The following is a 17,981-nucleotide window of genomic DNA, read 5'->3' on the forward strand; positions in this document are numbered from 1 at the left end:
CTCTCGCCGGGGCCGGCCGCCCCGGGACCAAGATCGGCGCAAACCGGGGTAACGGGGGTCACTCGGCGTCGTCAATCACAGAAGGGGCATCTGGCCAGCATCCGGCGCCGGGTGGGGGAAAGATGGAGGCGTGAATCCGCAGCGGATCCTTGTGGTAGGTGCCGGTCACGTCGGCCTGTACGCGGCCCTGCGCCTGTCGAAGAAGCTCCGGTCGAGGGAGGCCGAGGTCATCGTCGTCGACCCTCAGCCCCACATGACCTACCAACCCTTCCTGCCCGAGGCGGCGGCCGGCAACATCTCCCCCCGGCACGCCGTGGTGCCGCTCCGGCGCGAACTGCGGCGCTGCACCATCGTCTCCGGCACGGTCACCCGGATCGAGCACGACCGGAAGACCGCCGTGGTACAGCCGATCATCGGCCCGGCCCGGGAGATCAGATACGACCACATCGTGGTGGCGCCCGGCTCGGTCTCCCGTACCCTGCCGATCCCGGGGCTGGCCGAGAACGGCATCGGGTTCAAGACCATCGGCGAGGCGATCTACCTGCGCAACCATGTGCTGGACCGGTTGGACGTGGCCGCCGCCACCACCGACCCGGACGTCCGGCGCTGCGCGTTGACCTTCGTCTTCGTCGGCGGCGGCTACGCCGGCATCGAGGCGCTGGCCGAGATGGAGGACATGGCCCGGGACGCGCTCAAGTACTACCCGGAGCTGAAGCCCGACGACATGCGCTGGGTACTCGTCGAGGCGACCCTGCGGGTGCTGCCCGAGGTCGACCGGGACATGGGCGCGTACACGGTCGCACAGTTGCTGAAGCGGAAGATGGACATCCGGCTGGAGACCCGGCTGGAGTCCTGTGTGGACGGGCTGGTCCGGCTCTCCGACGGGGACAGCTTCCGGGCCGACACGATCGTCTGGACGGCCGGGGTGAAGCCCTCGCCGATGCTGGCCCAGACCGACCTGCCCCGCGACGACCGGGGCCGGGTCACCTGCCTGCCGACCCTCCAGGTGGTCGACGGCGACCGGGTCGTGGACGGGGCGTGGAGCGCCGGTGACTGCGCGGCGGTGCCGGACCTGACCGGCCCGCCCGGGGCGTACTGCTCACCGAGCGCCCAGCACGCGGTGCGGCAGGCGGCCCGGATGGCCGACAACATCCGGGCGGTGATCCGGGGGCGGCAGCCGGTCGACTACAAGCACAAGCACGCCGGCAGCGTGGCCAGTCTCGGCCTGCACAAGGGCGTCGCCCAGGTCTACGGGATCAAGCTCAAGGGGCTGCCGGCCTGGTTCATGCACCGGACGTACCACATGAGCCGGATCCCGTCGCTGAACCGCAAGGTACGGGTGATCGTCGACTGGACCCTCGCCTTCGTCCTCCGCCGCGAGGTGGTCGCGCTGGGCCAGTTGCACGACCCCCGGGAGGAGTTCGTCGAGGCGAGCACGGCGGCGGGCAGCCGGCCGGGCGACCGCCGCCCGGTCTGACCCGAGCCCGGCGCCCGGCCCGTCCGCACGGTCGGGCGCCGGAGCGTCCGTCTTGGCGGCCGGCCGCCGGAGTTGCTCAGGTCGCCGGCTGCTCAGACCCGCCAGGTCCAGGCGTCGGCGACCCGGGTGCCCGGGCCGAGCAGCGCCTCCAGGGTGCCCCGCAGGCTGGCCGCGTTCGGGGCGTCGTCGGTGACCGCGACGCAGGAGGCACCCCAGAACTCGATGTCCCGCCGGGCCTGGTCACGCTGCTCCTGGCCGACCGCCGGTATGCCGCCGTTCTTGGCCACGTCGGTGAGCAGTTGCGAGGTCGGCTGCTTGTAGGTGCCCATCGAGGCTTGGCCGCCGGCCGCGTACGGGCCGATGAAGAAGCCCTCGGGCAGCGCGAACGAGGCGTCGGCGGCGGCGGCCCAGCGCATCGGCCAGGGCTCCTGCGGGGTCGGCAGCGGCACCGGCACCAGTACGCCGTTCGGCTCGACACAGTCGCGCCAGTGCCCGTCGGCGATGAACTGCGGCAGCGGCGGCCGGGCGGCGGTCGGGATCTGGGCCGGGAAGATCGGCAGCAGCGCGATGACCGCGGCCAGCGGCACCATGATCCGTACCGGCCGCTCCGCCGCGGCCAGTCCCCGGTCGACGGCGAGCACCAGCACCGTGGCGATCAGCGGGAGCAGCGCCAGGGCGAACCGCATCGGCAGCGCACCGTCCACCACGGGGAGCCCGAGGAGGAGTGAGTACGGTCCGGTGATCCCGGTCTGCTCCTTGTTGACCACGATCGTCGGCCCGAGCGAGAGCGCCGCCATCACGACGCCGGAGGTGACGCAGGCGATGACCACCGGTTTCCGGATCAGCCAGCCGGCGCCGATGACGGCGGCGAGCAGGAGCGGCCAGCCGAGGAAGGTGTTGTACTCGGCCGGTCCGGTGGTCAACTGGGCGGCCTCGGGCGAGCCGGCGATCGACATGGGGGAGATCGCCGGCCAGCTCGCCAGGTCGGCGTAGAAGTAGTGCGGGCTGAACATGCCGTTCGGCACGCTCTGCTCCCCGGCGAACTGGAACCAGAGCGGGTACGCCAGCACCGGCACGGCCAGCGCGACCGCCAGTACCATCCCGGCGAGGAATCCGGGCATCACCCGCCGGGCCAGCGACCAGTTCGCCGCGGCGTACGCCAGGGTGAAGACCACCAGGGCGACGGCGGCCAGGAAGAGCGTCTCCTCGCCGATGAAGACCTGCACCGTCACTCCGGCGGCGAGCCCGACCGCCGAGGTGACGATCCGGCGCCGATCGATCCCGGGCCGGTCCGGCCGGGCCTGCGGGTCGGCGGCCCGGACCATCCGGACGACCAGCCAGATCAGCACCGGCACCAGCCACTGCGCGGTCATGTGCAGGTGGCTGTTGGACTGGGAGACGATCCCGGGCCCGAAGCCGCAGAGCCCGGCGCCGAGCGCGGCGGCGAGCCGCCGGGCGCCGAGCAGCCGGGTGAAGAGCAGATACCAGGCGATCGCGGTACCGGCGAGGTTGCCGGCGGCGAGCAGCGCGAAGGTGACCGGTGCGCCGAAGGCGAGCGTGACCGGCGCGAAGAGGAAGCCGAGGGCGATGACCGTGGTGTTGGCCATCAGGTTCACCCCGTCCGGGGCGTTGAGCCGGTCGCTCAGCAGCGAGAAGTCGCCGTGCAGCACCCGGGAGTCGACGGCCAGGAACCACTCGTAGAGGGCCTGGTCCTCCGGGTTGAGCGCCAGCACCCGGGCGCCGGGGTCCGGCCACAGCCCGGCGGTGAGCCAGCCGGCGAGGACGACGAAGAGCAGGCACATCGCCAGGTCCGGCCAGTGCCGGTGCAGTGCGCCCAGCCAGCGCGCCCGGAAGGAGCTGGTGGGGCCGGAGACGGTCTCTGTCGTGGCCGGGCCGGGGTCGGCGTCCTGCGCCGCGCGGGCAGTGCTGGTCACGACAGTGACCCTAGTGCCGATCCGAGAACGGGGTGCGCCCGGTGGGGCTCCACCCGCTACCGTGGCAGGCACCAGGACCGAGGAAATTCGGCACCTGCCCGGGTGGTGGAAAGGCAGACACGGCCGCCTTAAAAGCGGCTGCCGCAAGGCGTGCGGGTTCGACCCCCGCCCCGGGCACTATCCGTGCTGCCGGCCGGCCGGGCCCCTCTGCCGGGTGGCCGAGTGACGTGGATCTCCACAACCTCGCCGGGGCGCATTACCCTGGATGGGGCACGGGCATTGTGCACCGACCTTTTCAGGAGGCTTGACAAAGTGAAGACGTCCAATCCGGTGCTGGCCCGACTCGGCCAGGCGGCCGAGCGGGAGCGGGCCGCGGGTTACGCCCCGGCCGGCGCATACGGACAGCCCGGCTACGGGCAGCCCTATCCGACGGACGCGGGCTATCCCGCCGCGCCGCCCACCGTGGCGCCGATGTCCATCGACGACGTCGTCGTCAAGACGGTCACCCTGCTCGGCATCACCGGGCTCTCCGCCGCGCTCGCCTGGGTCCTGGTGCCCGACAGAGCGATCGGTGCGGCCTGGATCGGCGCCGCCGTCGTCGGGCTGGTGCTCGGCCTGGTGATCTCGTTCATGCGGATCGCCAACCCGGCGCTGGTGATCACCTACGCCGTCGTCGAGGGCGTCTTCGTCGGCATGGTCAGCAAGTTCTTCGAGGTCATCGCCGGTTACCAGGGCATCGTCCTCCAGGCGGTGATCGCCACCTTCGGTGTCTTCTTCCTGATGGCCGGGCTCTACAAGGCCAAGGCCATCCGGGCGACCCCGAAGTTCATCCGCGGCGTGATCGCGGCGACCGTCGGCATCTTCGCGGTCATCCTGATCAACTTCGTGCTGATGCTCTTCGGCGTGGACACCGGGCTGCGCGATGGTGGCCCGGTCGCCATCGGGTTCAGCCTGATCTGCATCGTGATCGCCTCGCTCAGCTTCATCCTCAGCTTCCACGAGGTGGAGGAGGGCGTGCGGATGGGCCTGCCGCGCCGCTACTCCTGGACCGCCGCCTTCGGCATCCTGGTCAGCCTGGTCTGGCTCTACATCGAGATCCTGCGGTTGCTCAGCTACTTCCAGGGCGACGACTGAGCTGAGTCGACTCCCTGACCAGATCCCGGCGGCCGGTTGACGGTCCCGCCAGGTCGTTCCGACGCCCGTCCCCACCTTCAGGGGGCGGGCGTCGCGCAGGTGGCGCGGGGATGGATCAGGGTGCTGCCGGAGATGTCTAGTTTATTGTCGTAGGGCATGAGAAGTACCAACCCGGTGCTGACCCGCCTGGACGACACCGCCCGGGTGGAACACCGCGTCCTCGGTGCCGAGGTCACCCGGCCGATGACCATCGACGACGTGGTGGTGCGGACCGTCGGCCTGCTGCTGCTGACCGGCGCCACCGGCGCGGTCGCCTGGACGTACGTCACCGACGGCTGGGCCGCACCGGCCGCGCTGGGCTCGGCGCTGGCCGGGCTGGTCCTGGCCCTGGTGATCTCGCTGCGGCGGGTGACCAACCCGATCCTGGTCGGCGGGTACGCGGTGCTCCAGGGCGTACTGCTCGGCGTCGCCAGCCGGGGCTTCGAGGCGGTCTACCCCGGCATCGTGGTGCAGGCCGTCGTCGGCACCTTCGGAGTCTTCGTCGGGATGGCGGTGCTCTACGGGCTGCGGGTGCTCCGCGCCACGCCCCGGTTCGCCCGGCTGGTGGTCGGTGCGCTGATCGGGGTGGTGGTGCTGAGCCTGGTCAACCTCGCCGTCTACCTGATCTCCGGCCGGCAGGCCCTGGTGGTCTACAGCACCGGCAGCAAGGTCGGCTGGTTGCCGTACGTCTTCGCGCTGGTCTGCATCACGGTCGGCGCGCTGACCTTCATCCTCGACTTCGACCTGGTGGAGCGGGGGGTACGGGACGGACTGCCGGCCCGGTACGCCTGGTTCTGCGCATTCGGGCTGCTGGTCGGCCTGGTCTTCCTCTACTGGCAGATCCTCCGTCTGCTCAGCTACGTACGGCGCTGAGCCGACCGTAGACTCCCCCGCGATGAACGCACCCGAACCCGCCCGCCCGGCCGAGCCGCTGGTCCGGCAGCTCGACCTGCTCGTCCGTCAGGTGGGGCACTGGACCCCGCCGCGCTGGGCGGCGGCTGGCCCGTCCGGTGGGCCGGCCCGGGCGGACCTGGTGCACCGGCTGGTCCAGCTCCTGGCCGATCTGGGCGCGGACGCGGCCGGGGAGCCGCGCCGGCCGGTACCCCGGTTGGAGAACGACCTGGCCCTGCCCGACCAGCTCCGGGTGGTGGTGGCCGACCTGGTCGCCGCCGGACCGCCGACGCCGGTGCTGGCCGGCGCGGCCGACGAGGTGGCGACCGTCCGGCAGGCGCTCTGAACACCACCGGCCGCCGGACCGCTCCGGGCCCCGGCCGGTCCGGCGGGTCGGCTCAGCTCAGCCGCTCCAGCACCATCGCCATGCCCTGGCCGCCGCCGACGCACATCGTCTCCAGCCCGACGGTCCGGTCGTGCCAGTCCAGGGCGTTGAGCAGGGTGCCGGTGATCCGGGCCCCGGTCATCCCGAACGGGTGCCCGACCGCGATCGCCCCGCCCATCACGTTGAGCTTCTCCAGCGGGATGTCGAGCTGCCGGTACGAGGGGATCACCTGGGCCGCGAACGCCTCGTTGATCTCGACCAGGTCGACGTCGTCGATGGTCATCCCGGCGCGTCGCAGCGCCTGCCGGGACGCCTCGACCGGACCGAGTCCCATGATCTCCGGGGAGAGCGCGGTGACGCCGGTGGAGACGATCCTGGCCAGCGGAGTGATCTCCAACTCGCGGGCCCGTTCCGCACTCATGATGACGACCGCCGCCGCACCGTCGTTGAGCGGGCAGCAGTTGCCGGCGGTGATCCGGCCGTCCGGGCGGAAGACCGGCTTCAGTCCGGCCACCCCCTCCAGGGTCACCCCGGCGCGGGGCCCGTCGTCCGAGTCGACCCACTCGCCGGAGGGGAGGGTGACCGGGGTGATCTCCCGGGCCCAGAAGCCGTCGGCGATGGCCTTCTCCGCGAGGTTCTGGCTGCGTACGCCGAACTCGTCCATCTCGGCCCGGGTCACGTCGTACGCCTGGGCGAGGTTCTCGGCGGTCTGGCCCATCGTCAGGTAGATGTCCGGCAGCCCGCCGTCGAGCCGGGGGTCGGTCCAGACCGGTGCGCCGGCCTCGGCGCGGGCCGCCGAGCGGGCCCGGGCCGCGTCGAACCTCGGGTTCTGCCAGCCGCCGCCGACGAGTTCCTGCGCCTCCGGCGGCAGGGCGTCGGAGTTGCCCCGGGCGTACCGGGAGACGCACTCGACGCCGGCCGATACGAAGACGTCACCCTCGCCGGCCCGGATCGCGTGGAACGCCATCCGGGTGGTCTGCAACGAGGAGGCGCAGTAGCGGGTGAGGGTGGCCCCGGGCACCGTGTCCAGGCCGAGCAGGGTGGCCACCACCCGGGCCATGTTGAAGCCCTGCTCGCCGCCGGGCAGCCCGCAGCCGAGGTAGAGGTCGTCGATCTGGGTCGGGTCGAGCTGCGGGATCTTGTCGAGGGCGGCCTGCACGATGGTGGCGGCCAGGTCGTCCGCGCGCAGCTCGCGCAGGGAGCCCTTGTGGGCCCGGCCGATGGGGGAGCGGGCGGTCGCGACGATAACGGCTTCGCGGGGGGACGCGGTCGACATGAACCAACGTTAACCCGCTTCGGCTCCGGGGTCACCAGCGGGCGAGCCGCCGGGCCGGTCCGCCGGGCCGGGGTTCGGCGGGGCGGACGGGTACGGCATGGCCGCGACCAGCTCCTCGACGAACCGGTCGGGATCGTGGTCGAGGAGCTGGTCGCCGGCCGGGCCGAGGAAGGCGACCAGGAAGGCCCGGTAGAAGCAGGCCCCGAGGAAGAGGTTGGCCAGCGCCGCCGGGTCCGCCGTCGGGGCGAGCCGGCCCCGATCCCGCTCCCGCCGGAGGTACTCGGCGAGGACGGCGTTCGCGTGCTGCGGGCCGGCGCCCGTCTGGCGGAACAGTTCGCGCTGCCGGTCGAGCAGTACCGGTTCCGCGAAGAGCGCCATGGCGAGCTGTGCCGACTCCTCGTAGACCCGGAGCATCTGGTGGCCGAGTTCGGTCAGCCGGGCCGGGACGGTGCCGCGGCCGGCCTGGTCCGGCAACTGGACCATGAGCCCGATGAACGGGGCGAGCCGGATCCGCAGTACGGCGAGGAAGAGCTCCTCCTTGCCGGTGAAGTGCTTGTAGAGGGTGGCCTCGGAGTAGCCGGCGACCCGGGCGATCTCCTTGGTCGTGGTGTGCGCCAGCCCCCGCTCCCGGATCACCGTCGAGGCGGCGGCCAGGATGCGCTCGCGGGTCGCCTCGCCGCGGCCTCTGCTGGTCATCGCCCTCGTTCCGTCGGTGGTCTGGCGGGGGTGGGTCGACCCCGCTTGACAGGGGGTGAGTGCTCACTACTCTAAAGGTAAGTGAACACTCACTACCCCTCGGGAGCTGGAACCGACATGAGACTCACGGTCTTCGCGGCGAGTGGCGGAATCGGCCGACATCTGCTCCGGCAGGCCGTCGCCGCCGGTCACGACGTGACAGCGGTGGTACGCGACCCGGCGAGCCTGGCCGGCGAGCCGGACGGCGTACGGGTGGTTGCGGCCGACCTGAACGACCCCGATCGGGCGGTACTGGCCGACGCCGTCGACCGGGCCGACGCGGTCCTCTCCGGCCTCGGCCCCCGCTCGATGGCGGAGAGCGGGGTCGCCTCCCGGGGTACCGCCGAGATCGTCACCGCGATGCGGGTCCGGGGCGTACGCCGGATCGTGGTGGTCAGCGCCGCCCCGATCTCCACCTTCGCCGCTCCGGGTCGCCCGAAACCGCCGCCCGACCCCGGCGAGGGACCGCTGCTGCGGTACCTGCTGGGTCCGATCCTCAAGACCGTGCTCCGGAAGCCCTACGCCGACCTGGCGGTGCTGGAGGAACTGCTCCGGGACAGCGACCTGGACTGGACCGTCGTACGGCCGCCCCGGCTGACCGACAAGCCGCTGACCGGCGCCTACCGGACGGCGTACGGACGCAGTGTCCGGGGTGGGCTGGTCGTGCCGCGCGCCGACGTCGCGCACTGCATGCTGCGGGCGCTCGAACAGCCCGAGACGATCCGGCAGGCGGTCGCCGTCGCCACCTGACCGCCGGCCGGAACGACCGCTGCCGGGGTACGCGCGGCGGGTGGAACTACCGCTGCCGGGTCCCGGCGGCGGCCCGGGCCACGGCGGGGAGCAGGGCGTGCGCCCAGACCCGGTAGCCGTCGGCCGAGGGGTGGTAGCCGTCGTGGCAGAGCGTGCCCGCGTCGGCCCGGAACACCGCACCGGTCTCGGCGGCGAGGTCCACCACGGTGCCGCCGGCCTCCAGCACGGCGACGGCCTGCGCCCGGGCGGTCTGCCGGCCAAGCCAGCCGGCGACCTGCCGCAGCGGCGGTGCGATGGCCCGGACCGCCCCGAGATCGGGACAGGTGCCGACCACCACCCGGACTCCGGCGCCGCGCAGCCGGCGCACCGCCGCGCCGAGGTACGCCGCCGCCTCGGCCGGCCGGCGCAGCCCCATCACGTCGTTCGCGCCGACCAGGATCACCGCGACGTCCGGGCGCTCGCCGAGCAGTGCCCGGGCCACCTGGGTCGCCAGGTCGGTGGAGCGGGAGCCGGAGACGCCGACGCTGGAGAGCCAGACCTGACGGCCGCCGGCTCCACCCGGCCCGGTGCCCTCGGAGAGCAGCCGGGCGAGCTGCCCACCGACCGTGTCGTCGGCCCGGTCCACCCCGACGCCGAGCGCGGCAGAGTCGCCGAGCAGGACCAGGCGCAGCGGCGGTGCGCCGGCCCGGCCGACGGTGGAGCGCAGCGCCAGGCCCAGTTCCGGGCGGGCGTACCGCCGGTTGCGGGCCACGAACGCCTCGCCGGCCAGTAGCGCCACCCCGCCGACCGCACCGGCGAGCAGCGTGACCGCGGCCCCCCGGGCGATCCGAGTGGTCATCCCGTACGTCGCCGTGCCGATCGTGGTGTCGAGTCCCGTCATGCCCGTTCCTCTACTGTGGAGGTCGTCGCCTCGTCCAGCGGTGCCGGTGTCTCCGGTGGGCCTCCAGTCTCTCCCGGCCGGGGGTGGCCGAACCAGGCCCCACGGCGGCGGAGCTGTGCCCACCGCCCGCCGGGGCCGTGCTCGTGCCCGCCGACCCGGACACCCCGGACCTCCGTACCGGCGTGCCGGGCCGCCTCGTGGGCAGCCGCCGGCAGCGACCGTACGCCCTGGTCAGCGGCGACCGAGGGACGCCGCTCGGTACCGGCGCCGAGCGCGGCCAGTACGGTCGGCAGCAGGACGGCCGCCGCGATCGCGTACCCCTCGGCGGAGGGGTGGAAGTGGTCCCAGGCGAACATCCGGGTCGGTTCGGCGGCGAACCGGGGACCGAGCAGATCACCGAGGGAGACGGTCAGGCCACCGGCCTCGACCACCGCGACGGTCTGCGCGGCGGCCAGTTGCCGGCTCCACCGCCGGGCCAGCCAGCGCAACGGCGGCTTGATCGGCTGGATCGCGCCGAGGTCGGGGCAGGTGCCGACCACCACCTGGGCGCCGGCGGCCCGCAGGTCGCGTACCGCCTCGACGAGGTAGCGGACCGCCACCGCGTGTGGGGTGCGGTTCGTCACGTCGTTGCCGCCGATCAGGATCACCGCCACGTCCGGCTGGCGCTCCAGCGCCGCGTCGACCTGCGGGCGCAGCCCGGCGGAGAGGCAGCCGACCACGGCGAACCGGTACAGCCGGACCGGTCGGCGCAGCCGGCGGGAGGTGCCGGTGGCGAGCAGCGCCCCGGGCGTCTCCCGGGGCCGGTGCACCCCGTAGCCGGCGGCGGAGGAGTCACCGAGGATCACCATCGTGATCGGCTCGCCCGGGAACTTGGCACCGTAGACGCCGTCACCGCGCGGCGGCGGCGCCTCGGCCAGCGGGATCACCCGGCGGGCCTGCCGGGCCTGCCCGAGCAGCAGCCCGTAGCCGGCGGCGGTGGTGAGCGCGGTCAGTCCCACGCCCAGGGCGGTCGCCTTCGCCACCCGCCGGGCGACCGGCCAGGCCGACCACTCCGGCTGGGCCGGCTCCGCGCCCCACGCCGTCCGGTGCTGCCACGCCGGTCGCCGCGGCTGCCACCGCGACGCCAGGTTCCGCTGCCGCGACCGCTGTCGCCCTGTCGATCCGGCCGGACTCATCAAGGCCCCCCGCCTGTCACGCCGTACCCCTCGCGACCTTCGAGATTAACCCCGGTCGCCCACCCCGCGCTGTCAGCGTTCCGCCTGCGCCCGAGGGTGGCGGTCGGGTACCCGGCGAGCGCCGGTTCATCGCCGGCCGTCCGGCGTTTCTCCGATTCCGACCGAATTTCGATTCCGACCGGATTTCCCGACGAGCGGGCGGTTGCGTTCGGATGCATCATGAATCCAGAGGAGGGCGCCGACATGGCCACCAGGACACTTCGACGAACCGCCGCCTTCAGGGCGCTGTTCCGGGCACTGACCGCCGGCTCCCGGGGCGGACCGTCGCTGGGGAAGCGGATCGCCGCCCTGCCCCGCATGATCGCGGCGACCGTCCGTGGCGACTACGACGGCGGGCTGCGGCTCGCCCTGATGACCGCCGCGACCGCGTACGTGCTCTCCCCGGTCGACGTGCTGCCGGAACTCACCCTGCTGATCTTCGGCCTGGCCGACGACGCGATCATGGTGACCTGGCTGGCCGGTGCCGTACTCGCCGAGACGGAGCGCTTCCTCGCCTGGGAGGCGGCCCGGGACTCCGTCATCCCCGGCCGGGTGGTGCACTGATCCCTGCCCGGCAACCCCGGCCACGGGCCGGGCCGGCGGCACGTACGCTGGCGGGAGAACCCACCATCCTTCGCCCCGACCGCACGCCACCAGCACCGACCCTGTGCCCGGCCAGTGCCGTCCGGCCGGCGAGCACCGAGAAGGGCACAACGTCGTGCGCTACTACGACAACGTCATCGAACTGATCGGTGACACCCCGCTGGTCCGACTCCGGCAGGTGACCGCCGGCATCTCGGCGACCGTCCTCGCCAAGATCGAGTATTTCAACCCGGGCGGCTCGGTCAAGGACCGGATCGCGCTGCGGATGGTCGAGGAGGCGGAGCGGGCCGGGCTGCTCAAGCCGGGCGGCACCATCGTCGAGCCGACCAGCGGCAACACCGGTGTCGGGCTGGCGCTGGTGGCCCAGACCCGGGGCTACCGGTGCGTCTTCGTCTGCCCGGACAAGGTCAGCGAGGACAAGCAGAACGTGCTGCGGGCGTACGGGGCCGAGGTGGTGGTCTGCCCGACGGCGGTCGCCCCGGAGGACCCCCGCTCGTACTACAACGTGTCGGACCGGCTGACCCGGGAGATCCCGGGCGCCTGGAAGCCCAACCAGTACGCCAACCCGGCGAACCCGCGCTCGCACTACGAGACCACCGGTCCGGAGCTGTGGGAGCAGACCGGCGGCCGGATCACCCACTTCGTGGCCGGGGTCGGCACCGGCGGCACCATCTCCGGCACCGGCCGCTACCTCAAGGAGGTCTCCGGCGGGGCGGTACGGGTCATCGGCGCCGACCCGGAGGGCTCGGTCTACTCCGGCGGCACCGGCCGGCCGTACCTGGTCGAGGGGGTCGGCGAGGACTTCTGGCCGGAGACGTACGACCGGGGCATCTGCGACGAGATCGTGAAGATCTCCGACAAGACCTCCTTCGAGCTGACCCGGCGACTCGCCCGCGAGGAGGGACTGCTGGTCGGCGGCTCCTGCGGGATGGCGGTGGCCGCCGCCCTGGAGGTGGCCCGGCAGGCCGGCCCGGACGACGTGGTGGTGGTGCTGCTGCCGGACGGCGGCCGGGGCTACCTGTCCAAGATCTTCGACGACGAGTGGATGGCCCGCTACGGCTTCATGGACACCAGCGCCACCGAGCCGACCGTGGCCGACGCGCTGAACAGCAAGCCGAACGGCATCCCGGAACTGGTCCACGTGCACCCGACCGAGACGGTCCGGGACGCCGTCGACTACATGCGGGAGTACGCCGTCTCGCAGCTCCCGGTGCTCAAGGCCGAGCCGCCGGTGGTGACCGGCGAGGTCGCCGGCTCGATCGCCGAACGGGACCTGCTGGACGCCCTCTTCACCGGCCAGGCGAAGCTGCACGACACCATCGAGCGGCACATGGGCCCGCCGCTGCCGATGATCGGTGGCGGCCAGCCGGTGAGCGAGGCGGTCGGCCTACTGGAGAAGTCCGACGCCGCACTCGTACTGGTGGACGGCAAGCCGAAGGGCGTACTCACCCGGCAGGACCTGCTGGCCCACCTAGGCGCCCACTCCCGCTGAGCCGAGCTGAGGTGAAAGGAAGGGCCCCTTCTTATACAAAAAGCGATAAGAAGGGGCCCTTCCTTTCACCGGGGCAGTTCGGTGGGGACGGCGATCACGTCGACGAAGGCGCTCCGACGCAGCAGGGTCATCGGCAGCCGAGTGCCGATGGCCGGGCCGAGCATGAGCCGTTGCAGGCTCTGCCCGTCCGCCACCGGACGGCCGCCGGCCGAGACGATGATGTCGCCGAGGTAGATCCCGGCGACCCCGGCGGGGCTCTCCGGGACGACCTCCACCACCCGCAGCCCGCGCTGCTGGCCGGTGCGCTCGGCCACGGCCGGCGGCAGCGGTACCGGCACCCCGGCGACGCCGAGCCAGGCCCGCCGGACCCGTCCCGAGGTCACCAGGTCGCCGATGATCTGCCGGGTGGTGGAGTTGATCGGCACCGCCAGGCCGAGGCCGTACCCGGCGACGGCGGTGTTGATCCCGACCACCCGGCCGGCGGCGTCGGCCAGCGCCCCACCCGAGTTGCCGGGGTTGAGCGCGGCGTCGGTCTGGATGACGTCCTCGATCAGCCGGACGACCCGGCCGTGCCGGGCCGGCAATGACCGGCCCAGCCCGGAGACCACCCCGGCGGTGACCGAACCGGCCAGCCCCATCGGGTTGCCGACCGCCACCACGAGCTGCCCGATCCGCAGCGGGTCGGCGTCGCCGAGTTCGGCGGGCGGGGCGGCGGTGGCCCGGACCCGGAGCACGGCCAGGTCGGAGAGGGGGTCGGTGCCGACCACGTCGAACCGGGCCTCGGCGCCGTCGCCGAAGGTGGCCAGCCCGCCGGTCGCCCCGTCCACCACGTGTGCGCTGGTGAGCAGGAACCCGTCGTCGGTGAAGGTCACCGCCGAACCGGCACCCGCGCCGCGCGGCCCGCGTACGGCCAGCGCGGCCACGCTCGGCAGCACCCGGGCCGCCACCCCGGTCACCACCTGGGAGTACGCGTCCAGAGCGGCCCGCTCGGCGCGCTCCGGTTCTGCTCGTTCGGTGCTCATGTGCCGGTCAACGCCGGCACGATCCCGGTCGATCCCCGGCGCCGCTGCGCCCACAGCGAAATCCGTCGCCGGCCCGCCCACAGCGAAATCCGTCGCCGGCCCGCGCTAGGGCAGGTCGCGGGCGTAGCGCAGCTGTGGGGTCAGCGTCGCGCCGATGGCGCCCTCCCGCTCGACGCCGTCCGGTACCCAGCCGCCCCGGGCGTAGAAGTGCCGGGCGTGCGCGTTGTCGACGAGTACCCAGAGCACGGCGCGGCGCCACCCCCGGGCGTGCAGCTTCGCCAGCGCGTCGACCATCAGGGCCCGGCCGGTGCCCCGGCCCTGCTCGGCCGGGTCGAGGTGGATCGCGTACAGCTCGCCGACGTCCGGGCCGGCCGAGTCCGGTTCGGCGGGATCGTGCGGCCCGAGATAGCTGAAGCCGGCCAGCCGGCCGTCCCGTTCCGCCACCGTCATCAGGTGGGTGTCCCGCTCGTACGCCCAGCGCTCCGCCCAGTACCGCCCCATCATCTCGCCGGTCTGTGCCGCCAGCGCGTCCGCCGGGATGATCTCCCGGTACGCCGCCGCACGCGATCTGTGGTGAAGGTCGCCGATCGCCATCAGGTCGGCGGTCACCGCCGGGCGCAGAGTGAGGGTCATTAGTTGATCGTAGTAACGTGGCCGATATGGTCACCTGGGACAGAGTGTGTGATCTGGTGTCCGTGCTACCCGAGGTGGAACAGGGCATCTCATACGGGACGCCGGCCTGCAAGATCCGGGGCAAGCTCTTCGCCCGGCTGCTGGAGGACGGCGAGCGGATCGCGATCTTCACGCACGAGCGGGAGGCGCTGCTCGCGGCGGCGCCGCAGACCTACAGCGTGCCGGCGCACTACGCCAACTATCCGATGGTGGTGGTCGCGCTCGACACCGCCGATCCGGTCGAGCTGAGCGACCTGCTCACCGAGTCGTGGCGGATCAGGGCGCCGAAGCGGCTGGCGGCGACCCTGCCGCGCTGACCGGCGCTCGGGGCGGCACCGCCACCCGGGCCAGATCCTCGGCGATCACCAGGTCGCCGTCGAAGTGCTCCCGGGCCTCGGCCGCGAAACGCTCGGCGGCCGGTGGCAGCCCGGCCCGGGACGTCGGGGCGTACCGCTGGGAGAAGTGGGTCAGCACGAGCCGGCGTACCCCGGACTCGGCCGCCACCCGGGCGGCCTGGGCCGCGGTCAGGTGCCCGACCTCGGCGGCGAGGGCGGCGTCCTCGGCCAGGAACGTCGACTCGATCACCAGCAGGTCGGCCCGGTCGGCCAGCTCGAAGACCCCGTCGCAGAGCCCGGTGTCCATCACGAAGCCGAACCGCTGGCCCGGACGCGGAGCGCTCACCTCGGCCAGCGTCACCCGCCGGCCGGCCACGTGGACGTGACCAGTCCGGATCAGCTCGCCGATCGCCGGCCCCCGGATCCCGTACCCGGCCAGCCGGTCCGGCAGCATCCGCCGCTCGTCCGGCTCGACCAGCCGGTAGCCGTACGTCTCGACCGGGTGCCGGAGCCGGCGGGCGAGCAGCGTGCCGGCGGAGGTCTCGAAGGTCTGGCCGTCCCGCAGCACCGGAAGTTCCCGCAGCTCGGCGGTTTCGTAGAACGAGCTGGCGTGGCGCAGCCGGGCGAAGAAGTGTGCGTCGCCGCCCGGATAGTGCGCGTCGACCGGATGGGGCACCCGGTCCAGCGAGAGCCGCTGGACCACGCCGGGCAGCCCGAGGCAGTGGTCGCCGTGGAAGTGCGTGACGCAGATCCGGGTCAGGTCGCCGGCCGGGATGCCGGCGAACATCATCTGCCGCTGGGTGCCCTCGCCGGGGTCGAAGAGGATCACCTCGCGGTCCCAGCGCAGCAGGTACCCGTTGTGGTTCCGGTGCCGGGTCGGCACCTGGCTGGCCGTGCCCAGCACCGCCAGCTCACGTACGGACACGGCGGCCTCTTCGAGGGGGTACCGGTCGACGGCGTCGGCGGTCGACCGGAGAAATGGTCGACCCCCGGGGTCCGCGTGACGGTCGTCACACGGAGGCCGGCTGGACTTGGGCCGGCGCCCCGGGGGTCGGGTGGCTGTCGTGGATTCGCCGCACCGCTGCCACACGGTCTCGACGACTTGCAACTGCCCGCTTGCGGCGGACACCGAAACTGTCAAGGACAGCGGCTAGCGGACAGCCACCTCACGAGTCCTATTGCTATACAAAGCTCGGACCACCTCCCTTCCCGTGTACGGCCACGCTATCCATCCCCGGACGGCCCCGGCAACGGTTTTTGGCCACACTTCGCGCGGAGGGCGGGTCGCGGCGGTTACGCCCCGGTCCGGGCCACCCCGACCGGGCAGGTCATCCCGTTCGGCCCGTGGTTGCAGTACCCGTTCGGGTTCTTGGTCGGCGCCAGGTACTGCTGGTGGTAGTCCTCGGCGTAGTAGTAGTCGCCCAGTTCGGCGATCTCCGTGGTGATCTCGCCGTGCCCGGCCCCCGCCACGATCGGCGCGAACGCGTCCCGGGACGCCCGGGCGATCGCCGCCTGCTCCTCGGTGGTGGTGTAGATCGCCGACCGGTACTGCGTGCCGACGTCGTTGCCCTGCCGCATCCCCTGGGTCGGGTCGTGGTTCTCCCAGAAGACCTTGAGCAGGTCCTCGTAACCGATCTTCGAGGGGTCGTAGACCACCTGGACCACCTCGGCGTGCGCGGTCCGGCCCGAGCAGACCTCCTCGTAGGTCGGATTCTTCGTGTAACCGCCCGCATAGCCCGCGGAGGTGGAAACCACCCCGGGCAGCGTCCAGAACAGCCGCTCGGCTCCCCAGAAACAGCCCATCCCGAAGACGGCGACCTGGGCACCCTCGGGCCACGGTCCCCGCAGCGGGGTTCCGAGCACCTCGTGCCGGTCGGCGATCGGCATCGCGATCAGCCGGCCGGGCAGGGCCTGGTCGGGGGTGGGCAGCTCGGCATTGGTGCGCCGTAGGAACACGATGGAACTCCTCTCGTACCTCTGCCGGATGTAACACGACACGCACCCGGATCCTTACCCGCCCAGGCCCCCGGCACCCCACCCCGGACTCACCCGGGCGGGGGAGCGGGATGGCGCTGGGGCGGGAGGTGCCGGTGAGGGCTCCGGCGGATCGTGGGATGTCCGGGGAGGCCGGCCGGAGGGGGCGACGAGATGACGGTGGAGAGCATGGAGGTGCCGCGCTGGGCGGTCTGGGCGGCGTACGCGGTGCCGCTCTGCGTACTGCCGTCGGCGCTGTCCCGGCTGGCTCTGCTCGCCGGGCTGCTCGACGGGGGTGGCACGTCGGTGACGGTCACCCCGGGCGAGCGGCTCTACGTGCTCTGCCTCAGCCTCGTCTCGATGGGGCTGGCGCTGCTCACCGTCGGCCTGGTCCGGCCCTGGGGCGAGTGGCTGCCGGGCTGGCTGCCGCTGCTGGGCGGCCGACGGGTGCCGATCCGGGCGGCGGTGGTACCGGCCGTCACCGGGGCGACCCTGCTGATCGGCCTCTGCGGCTATCTGCTGGTCGAGTCCCTGTTCGACCTCGTCGGGCCGGTCCGGCCGGCGATCGGCGAGGCGGGCACGGCGACGCTGGAGGGCACCGCGCAGGTGGTGGTGGTCGTCACGTACGCCCCACTGGTGGCCTGGGGTCCGCTGCTGCTGGCGGTCGCCGTCGCATACCACCGGCGCCGCAGCCGGGTCGAGCGGGCGATCCCTGGCCCGGCCACCCCCGCCTCGGCTACTCGGTGAGCGCGGCGGCGATCCGGTCGGCGTACGACCCGGCCTCGACGTCCGAGGCGTACTTCGTGCGGGGCCAGAAGAAGCCGCGCAGCCCGTCGCCCTTTGTCCTCGGTACGACATGGGTGTGCAGGTGCGGCACGGACTGGGAGACCCGGTTGTTCATCGCCACGAACGTCCCACCGGCACCCAGCCCCTCCTCGACGGCCAGGGCCAGCCGCCGGACCAGCCGGAAGTAGCCGGGCAGCGCCTCGTCCGGCAGCTCGCCCAGCGTCTCGACGTGCGCACGCGGCACCACCAGCAGGTGTCCCTTGAACACCGGGCGTACGTCGAGGAAGGCCACCCCGTCGGGGGAGTCGACCACCCGGAACGCCGCCGCGCCCGCCACGATCCCGCAGAACACGCACCCCGCCACCAGTGCAGGCTAGCCTTC

19 protein-coding genes and 1 tRNA gene are annotated in these 17,981 nt (G+C 72.9%); 10 read left to right on the forward strand and 10 right to left on the reverse strand.

The window, feature by feature from the left end; translation table 11 throughout:
* Positions 1–130 precede the first annotated feature (130 nt).
* Entirely contained in the window at positions 131–1,477 is a 1,347-nt protein-coding gene (locus V1634_RS03800; RefSeq protein ID WP_331206322.1) for an NAD(P)/FAD-dependent oxidoreductase, read from the forward strand.
* A gap of 92 nt (positions 1,478–1,569) precedes the next feature.
* Here the strand turns inward: V1634_RS03800 and V1634_RS03805 are convergent, their stop codons facing one another.
* On the reverse strand, positions 1,570–3,411 hold the full coding sequence (locus tag V1634_RS03805; protein WP_331206323.1) for a hypothetical protein: 1,842 nt from the start codon (positions 3,409–3,411) through the stop codon (positions 1,570–1,572).
* A gap of 96 nt (positions 3,412–3,507) precedes the next feature.
* Between V1634_RS03805 and V1634_RS03810 the strand changes: the two genes are divergently transcribed.
* From V1634_RS03810 to V1634_RS03825, 4 genes are all read left to right on the forward strand, one after another.
* Positions 3,508–3,588 (forward strand) — tRNA-Leu (locus V1634_RS03810).
* Between the two features lie 135 nt (positions 3,589–3,723).
* On the forward strand, positions 3,724–4,545 hold the full coding sequence (locus V1634_RS03815; protein WP_331206324.1) for a Bax inhibitor-1/YccA family protein: 822 nt from the start codon (positions 3,724–3,726) through the stop codon (positions 4,543–4,545).
* A gap of 156 nt (positions 4,546–4,701) precedes the next feature.
* The gene (locus tag V1634_RS03820; RefSeq protein WP_331206325.1) at positions 4,702–5,457 is read left to right on the forward strand and encodes a Bax inhibitor-1/YccA family protein; all 756 of its coding nucleotides are present in this window, start codon (positions 4,702–4,704) and stop codon (positions 5,455–5,457) included.
* Between the two features lie 22 nt (positions 5,458–5,479).
* A complete protein-coding gene (locus V1634_RS03825; RefSeq protein WP_331206326.1) occupies positions 5,480–5,821 on the forward strand; it encodes a hypothetical protein in 342 nt (113 codons plus the stop codon).
* A gap of 52 nt (positions 5,822–5,873) precedes the next feature.
* Here the strand turns inward: V1634_RS03825 and V1634_RS03830 are convergent, their stop codons facing one another.
* Both V1634_RS03830 and V1634_RS03835 read right to left on the reverse strand, forming a co-directional pair.
* On the reverse strand, positions 5,874–7,136 hold the full coding sequence (locus V1634_RS03830) for an acetyl-CoA C-acetyltransferase (protein WP_331206327.1): 1,263 nt from the start codon (positions 7,134–7,136) through the stop codon (positions 5,874–5,876).
* Between the two features lie 9 nt (positions 7,137–7,145).
* Positions 7,146–7,832 carry a TetR/AcrR family transcriptional regulator gene (locus tag V1634_RS03835; protein ID WP_331206328.1) on the reverse strand — a complete coding sequence of 229 codons (687 nt, stop codon included), beginning with the start codon at positions 7,830–7,832 and terminating at the stop codon, positions 7,146–7,148.
* Between the two features lie 117 nt (positions 7,833–7,949).
* On the opposite strand from V1634_RS03835, the gene V1634_RS03840 reads away from it, so the two are divergent.
* A complete protein-coding gene (locus V1634_RS03840) occupies positions 7,950–8,621 on the forward strand; it encodes an NAD(P)-dependent oxidoreductase (protein WP_331206329.1) in 672 nt (223 codons plus the stop codon).
* Between the two features lie 46 nt (positions 8,622–8,667).
* Here V1634_RS03840 and V1634_RS03845 read toward each other — a convergent pair whose 3' ends face one another.
* A complete protein-coding gene (locus tag V1634_RS03845) occupies positions 8,668–9,459 on the reverse strand; it encodes an SGNH/GDSL hydrolase family protein (protein WP_407951717.1) in 792 nt (263 codons plus the stop codon).
* A 38-nt stretch (positions 9,460–9,497) separates the two neighbouring features.
* Complete coding sequence (locus tag V1634_RS03850) at positions 9,498–10,676, reverse strand: SGNH/GDSL hydrolase family protein (RefSeq protein WP_331206331.1); 1,179 nt, start codon at positions 10,674–10,676, stop codon at positions 9,498–9,500.
* 219 nt (positions 10,677–10,895) lie between these two features.
* Between V1634_RS03850 and V1634_RS03855 the strand changes: the two genes are divergently transcribed.
* Both V1634_RS03855 and V1634_RS03860 read left to right on the forward strand, forming a co-directional pair.
* Complete coding sequence (locus tag V1634_RS03855) at positions 10,896–11,279, forward strand: YkvA family protein (RefSeq protein ID WP_331206332.1); 384 nt, start codon at positions 10,896–10,898, stop codon at positions 11,277–11,279.
* A 154-nt stretch (positions 11,280–11,433) separates the two neighbouring features.
* On the forward strand, positions 11,434–12,810 hold the full coding sequence (locus V1634_RS03860; RefSeq protein ID WP_331206333.1) for a cystathionine beta-synthase: 1,377 nt from the start codon (positions 11,434–11,436) through the stop codon (positions 12,808–12,810).
* A 65-nt stretch (positions 12,811–12,875) separates the two neighbouring features.
* Here the strand turns inward: V1634_RS03860 and V1634_RS03865 are convergent, their stop codons facing one another.
* Together V1634_RS03865 and V1634_RS03870 are read right to left on the reverse strand one after the other, a co-directional pair.
* A complete protein-coding gene (locus V1634_RS03865) occupies positions 12,876–13,832 on the reverse strand; it encodes a S1C family serine protease (protein WP_331206334.1) in 957 nt (318 codons plus the stop codon).
* 105 nt (positions 13,833–13,937) lie between these two features.
* Positions 13,938–14,465 carry a GNAT family N-acetyltransferase gene (locus V1634_RS03870; RefSeq protein ID WP_331206335.1) on the reverse strand — a complete coding sequence of 176 codons (528 nt, stop codon included), beginning with the start codon at positions 14,463–14,465 and terminating at the stop codon, positions 13,938–13,940.
* 56 nt (positions 14,466–14,521) lie between these two features.
* Here V1634_RS03870 and V1634_RS03875 point away from each other — a divergent pair, with 56 nt between their 5' ends.
* Positions 14,522–14,821, forward strand: a complete 300-nt coding sequence (locus V1634_RS03875; RefSeq protein ID WP_331206336.1) for an MmcQ/YjbR family DNA-binding protein — start codon at positions 14,522–14,524, stop codon at positions 14,819–14,821.
* Here the strand turns inward: V1634_RS03875 and V1634_RS03880 are convergent.
* The gene (locus tag V1634_RS03880; RefSeq protein WP_331206337.1) at positions 14,781–15,764 is read right to left on the reverse strand and encodes a ribonuclease Z; all 984 of its coding nucleotides are present in this window, start codon (positions 15,762–15,764) and stop codon (positions 14,781–14,783) included. The genes V1634_RS03875 and V1634_RS03880 overlap by 41 nt on opposite strands.
* Before the next feature lie 368 nt (positions 15,765–16,132).
* Entirely contained in the window at positions 16,133–16,795 is a 663-nt protein-coding gene (msrA, locus tag V1634_RS03885) for a peptide-methionine (S)-S-oxide reductase MsrA (protein WP_331206338.1), read from the reverse strand.
* A 192-nt stretch (positions 16,796–16,987) separates the two neighbouring features.
* On the opposite strand from msrA, the gene V1634_RS03890 reads away from it, so the two are divergent.
* Positions 16,988–17,560 carry a hypothetical protein gene (locus V1634_RS03890; RefSeq protein WP_331206339.1) on the forward strand — a complete coding sequence of 191 codons (573 nt, stop codon included), beginning with the start codon at positions 16,988–16,990 and terminating at the stop codon, positions 17,558–17,560.
* On the opposite strand, the gene V1634_RS03895 is transcribed toward V1634_RS03890, so the two are convergent.
* Positions 17,550–17,963: an HIT family protein gene (locus tag V1634_RS03895; RefSeq protein WP_331206340.1), complete on the reverse strand. Its 414-nt coding sequence runs from the start codon at positions 17,961–17,963 to the stop codon at positions 17,550–17,552. The two genes, V1634_RS03890 and V1634_RS03895, sit on opposite strands and share 11 nt — an antisense overlap.
* Between the last annotated feature and the right edge of the window lie 18 nt (positions 17,964–17,981).

This window comes from Plantactinospora veratri (assembly GCF_036421995.1).
Taxonomy (GTDB): Bacteria; Actinomycetota; Actinomycetes; order Mycobacteriales; family Micromonosporaceae; genus Plantactinospora; species Plantactinospora veratri.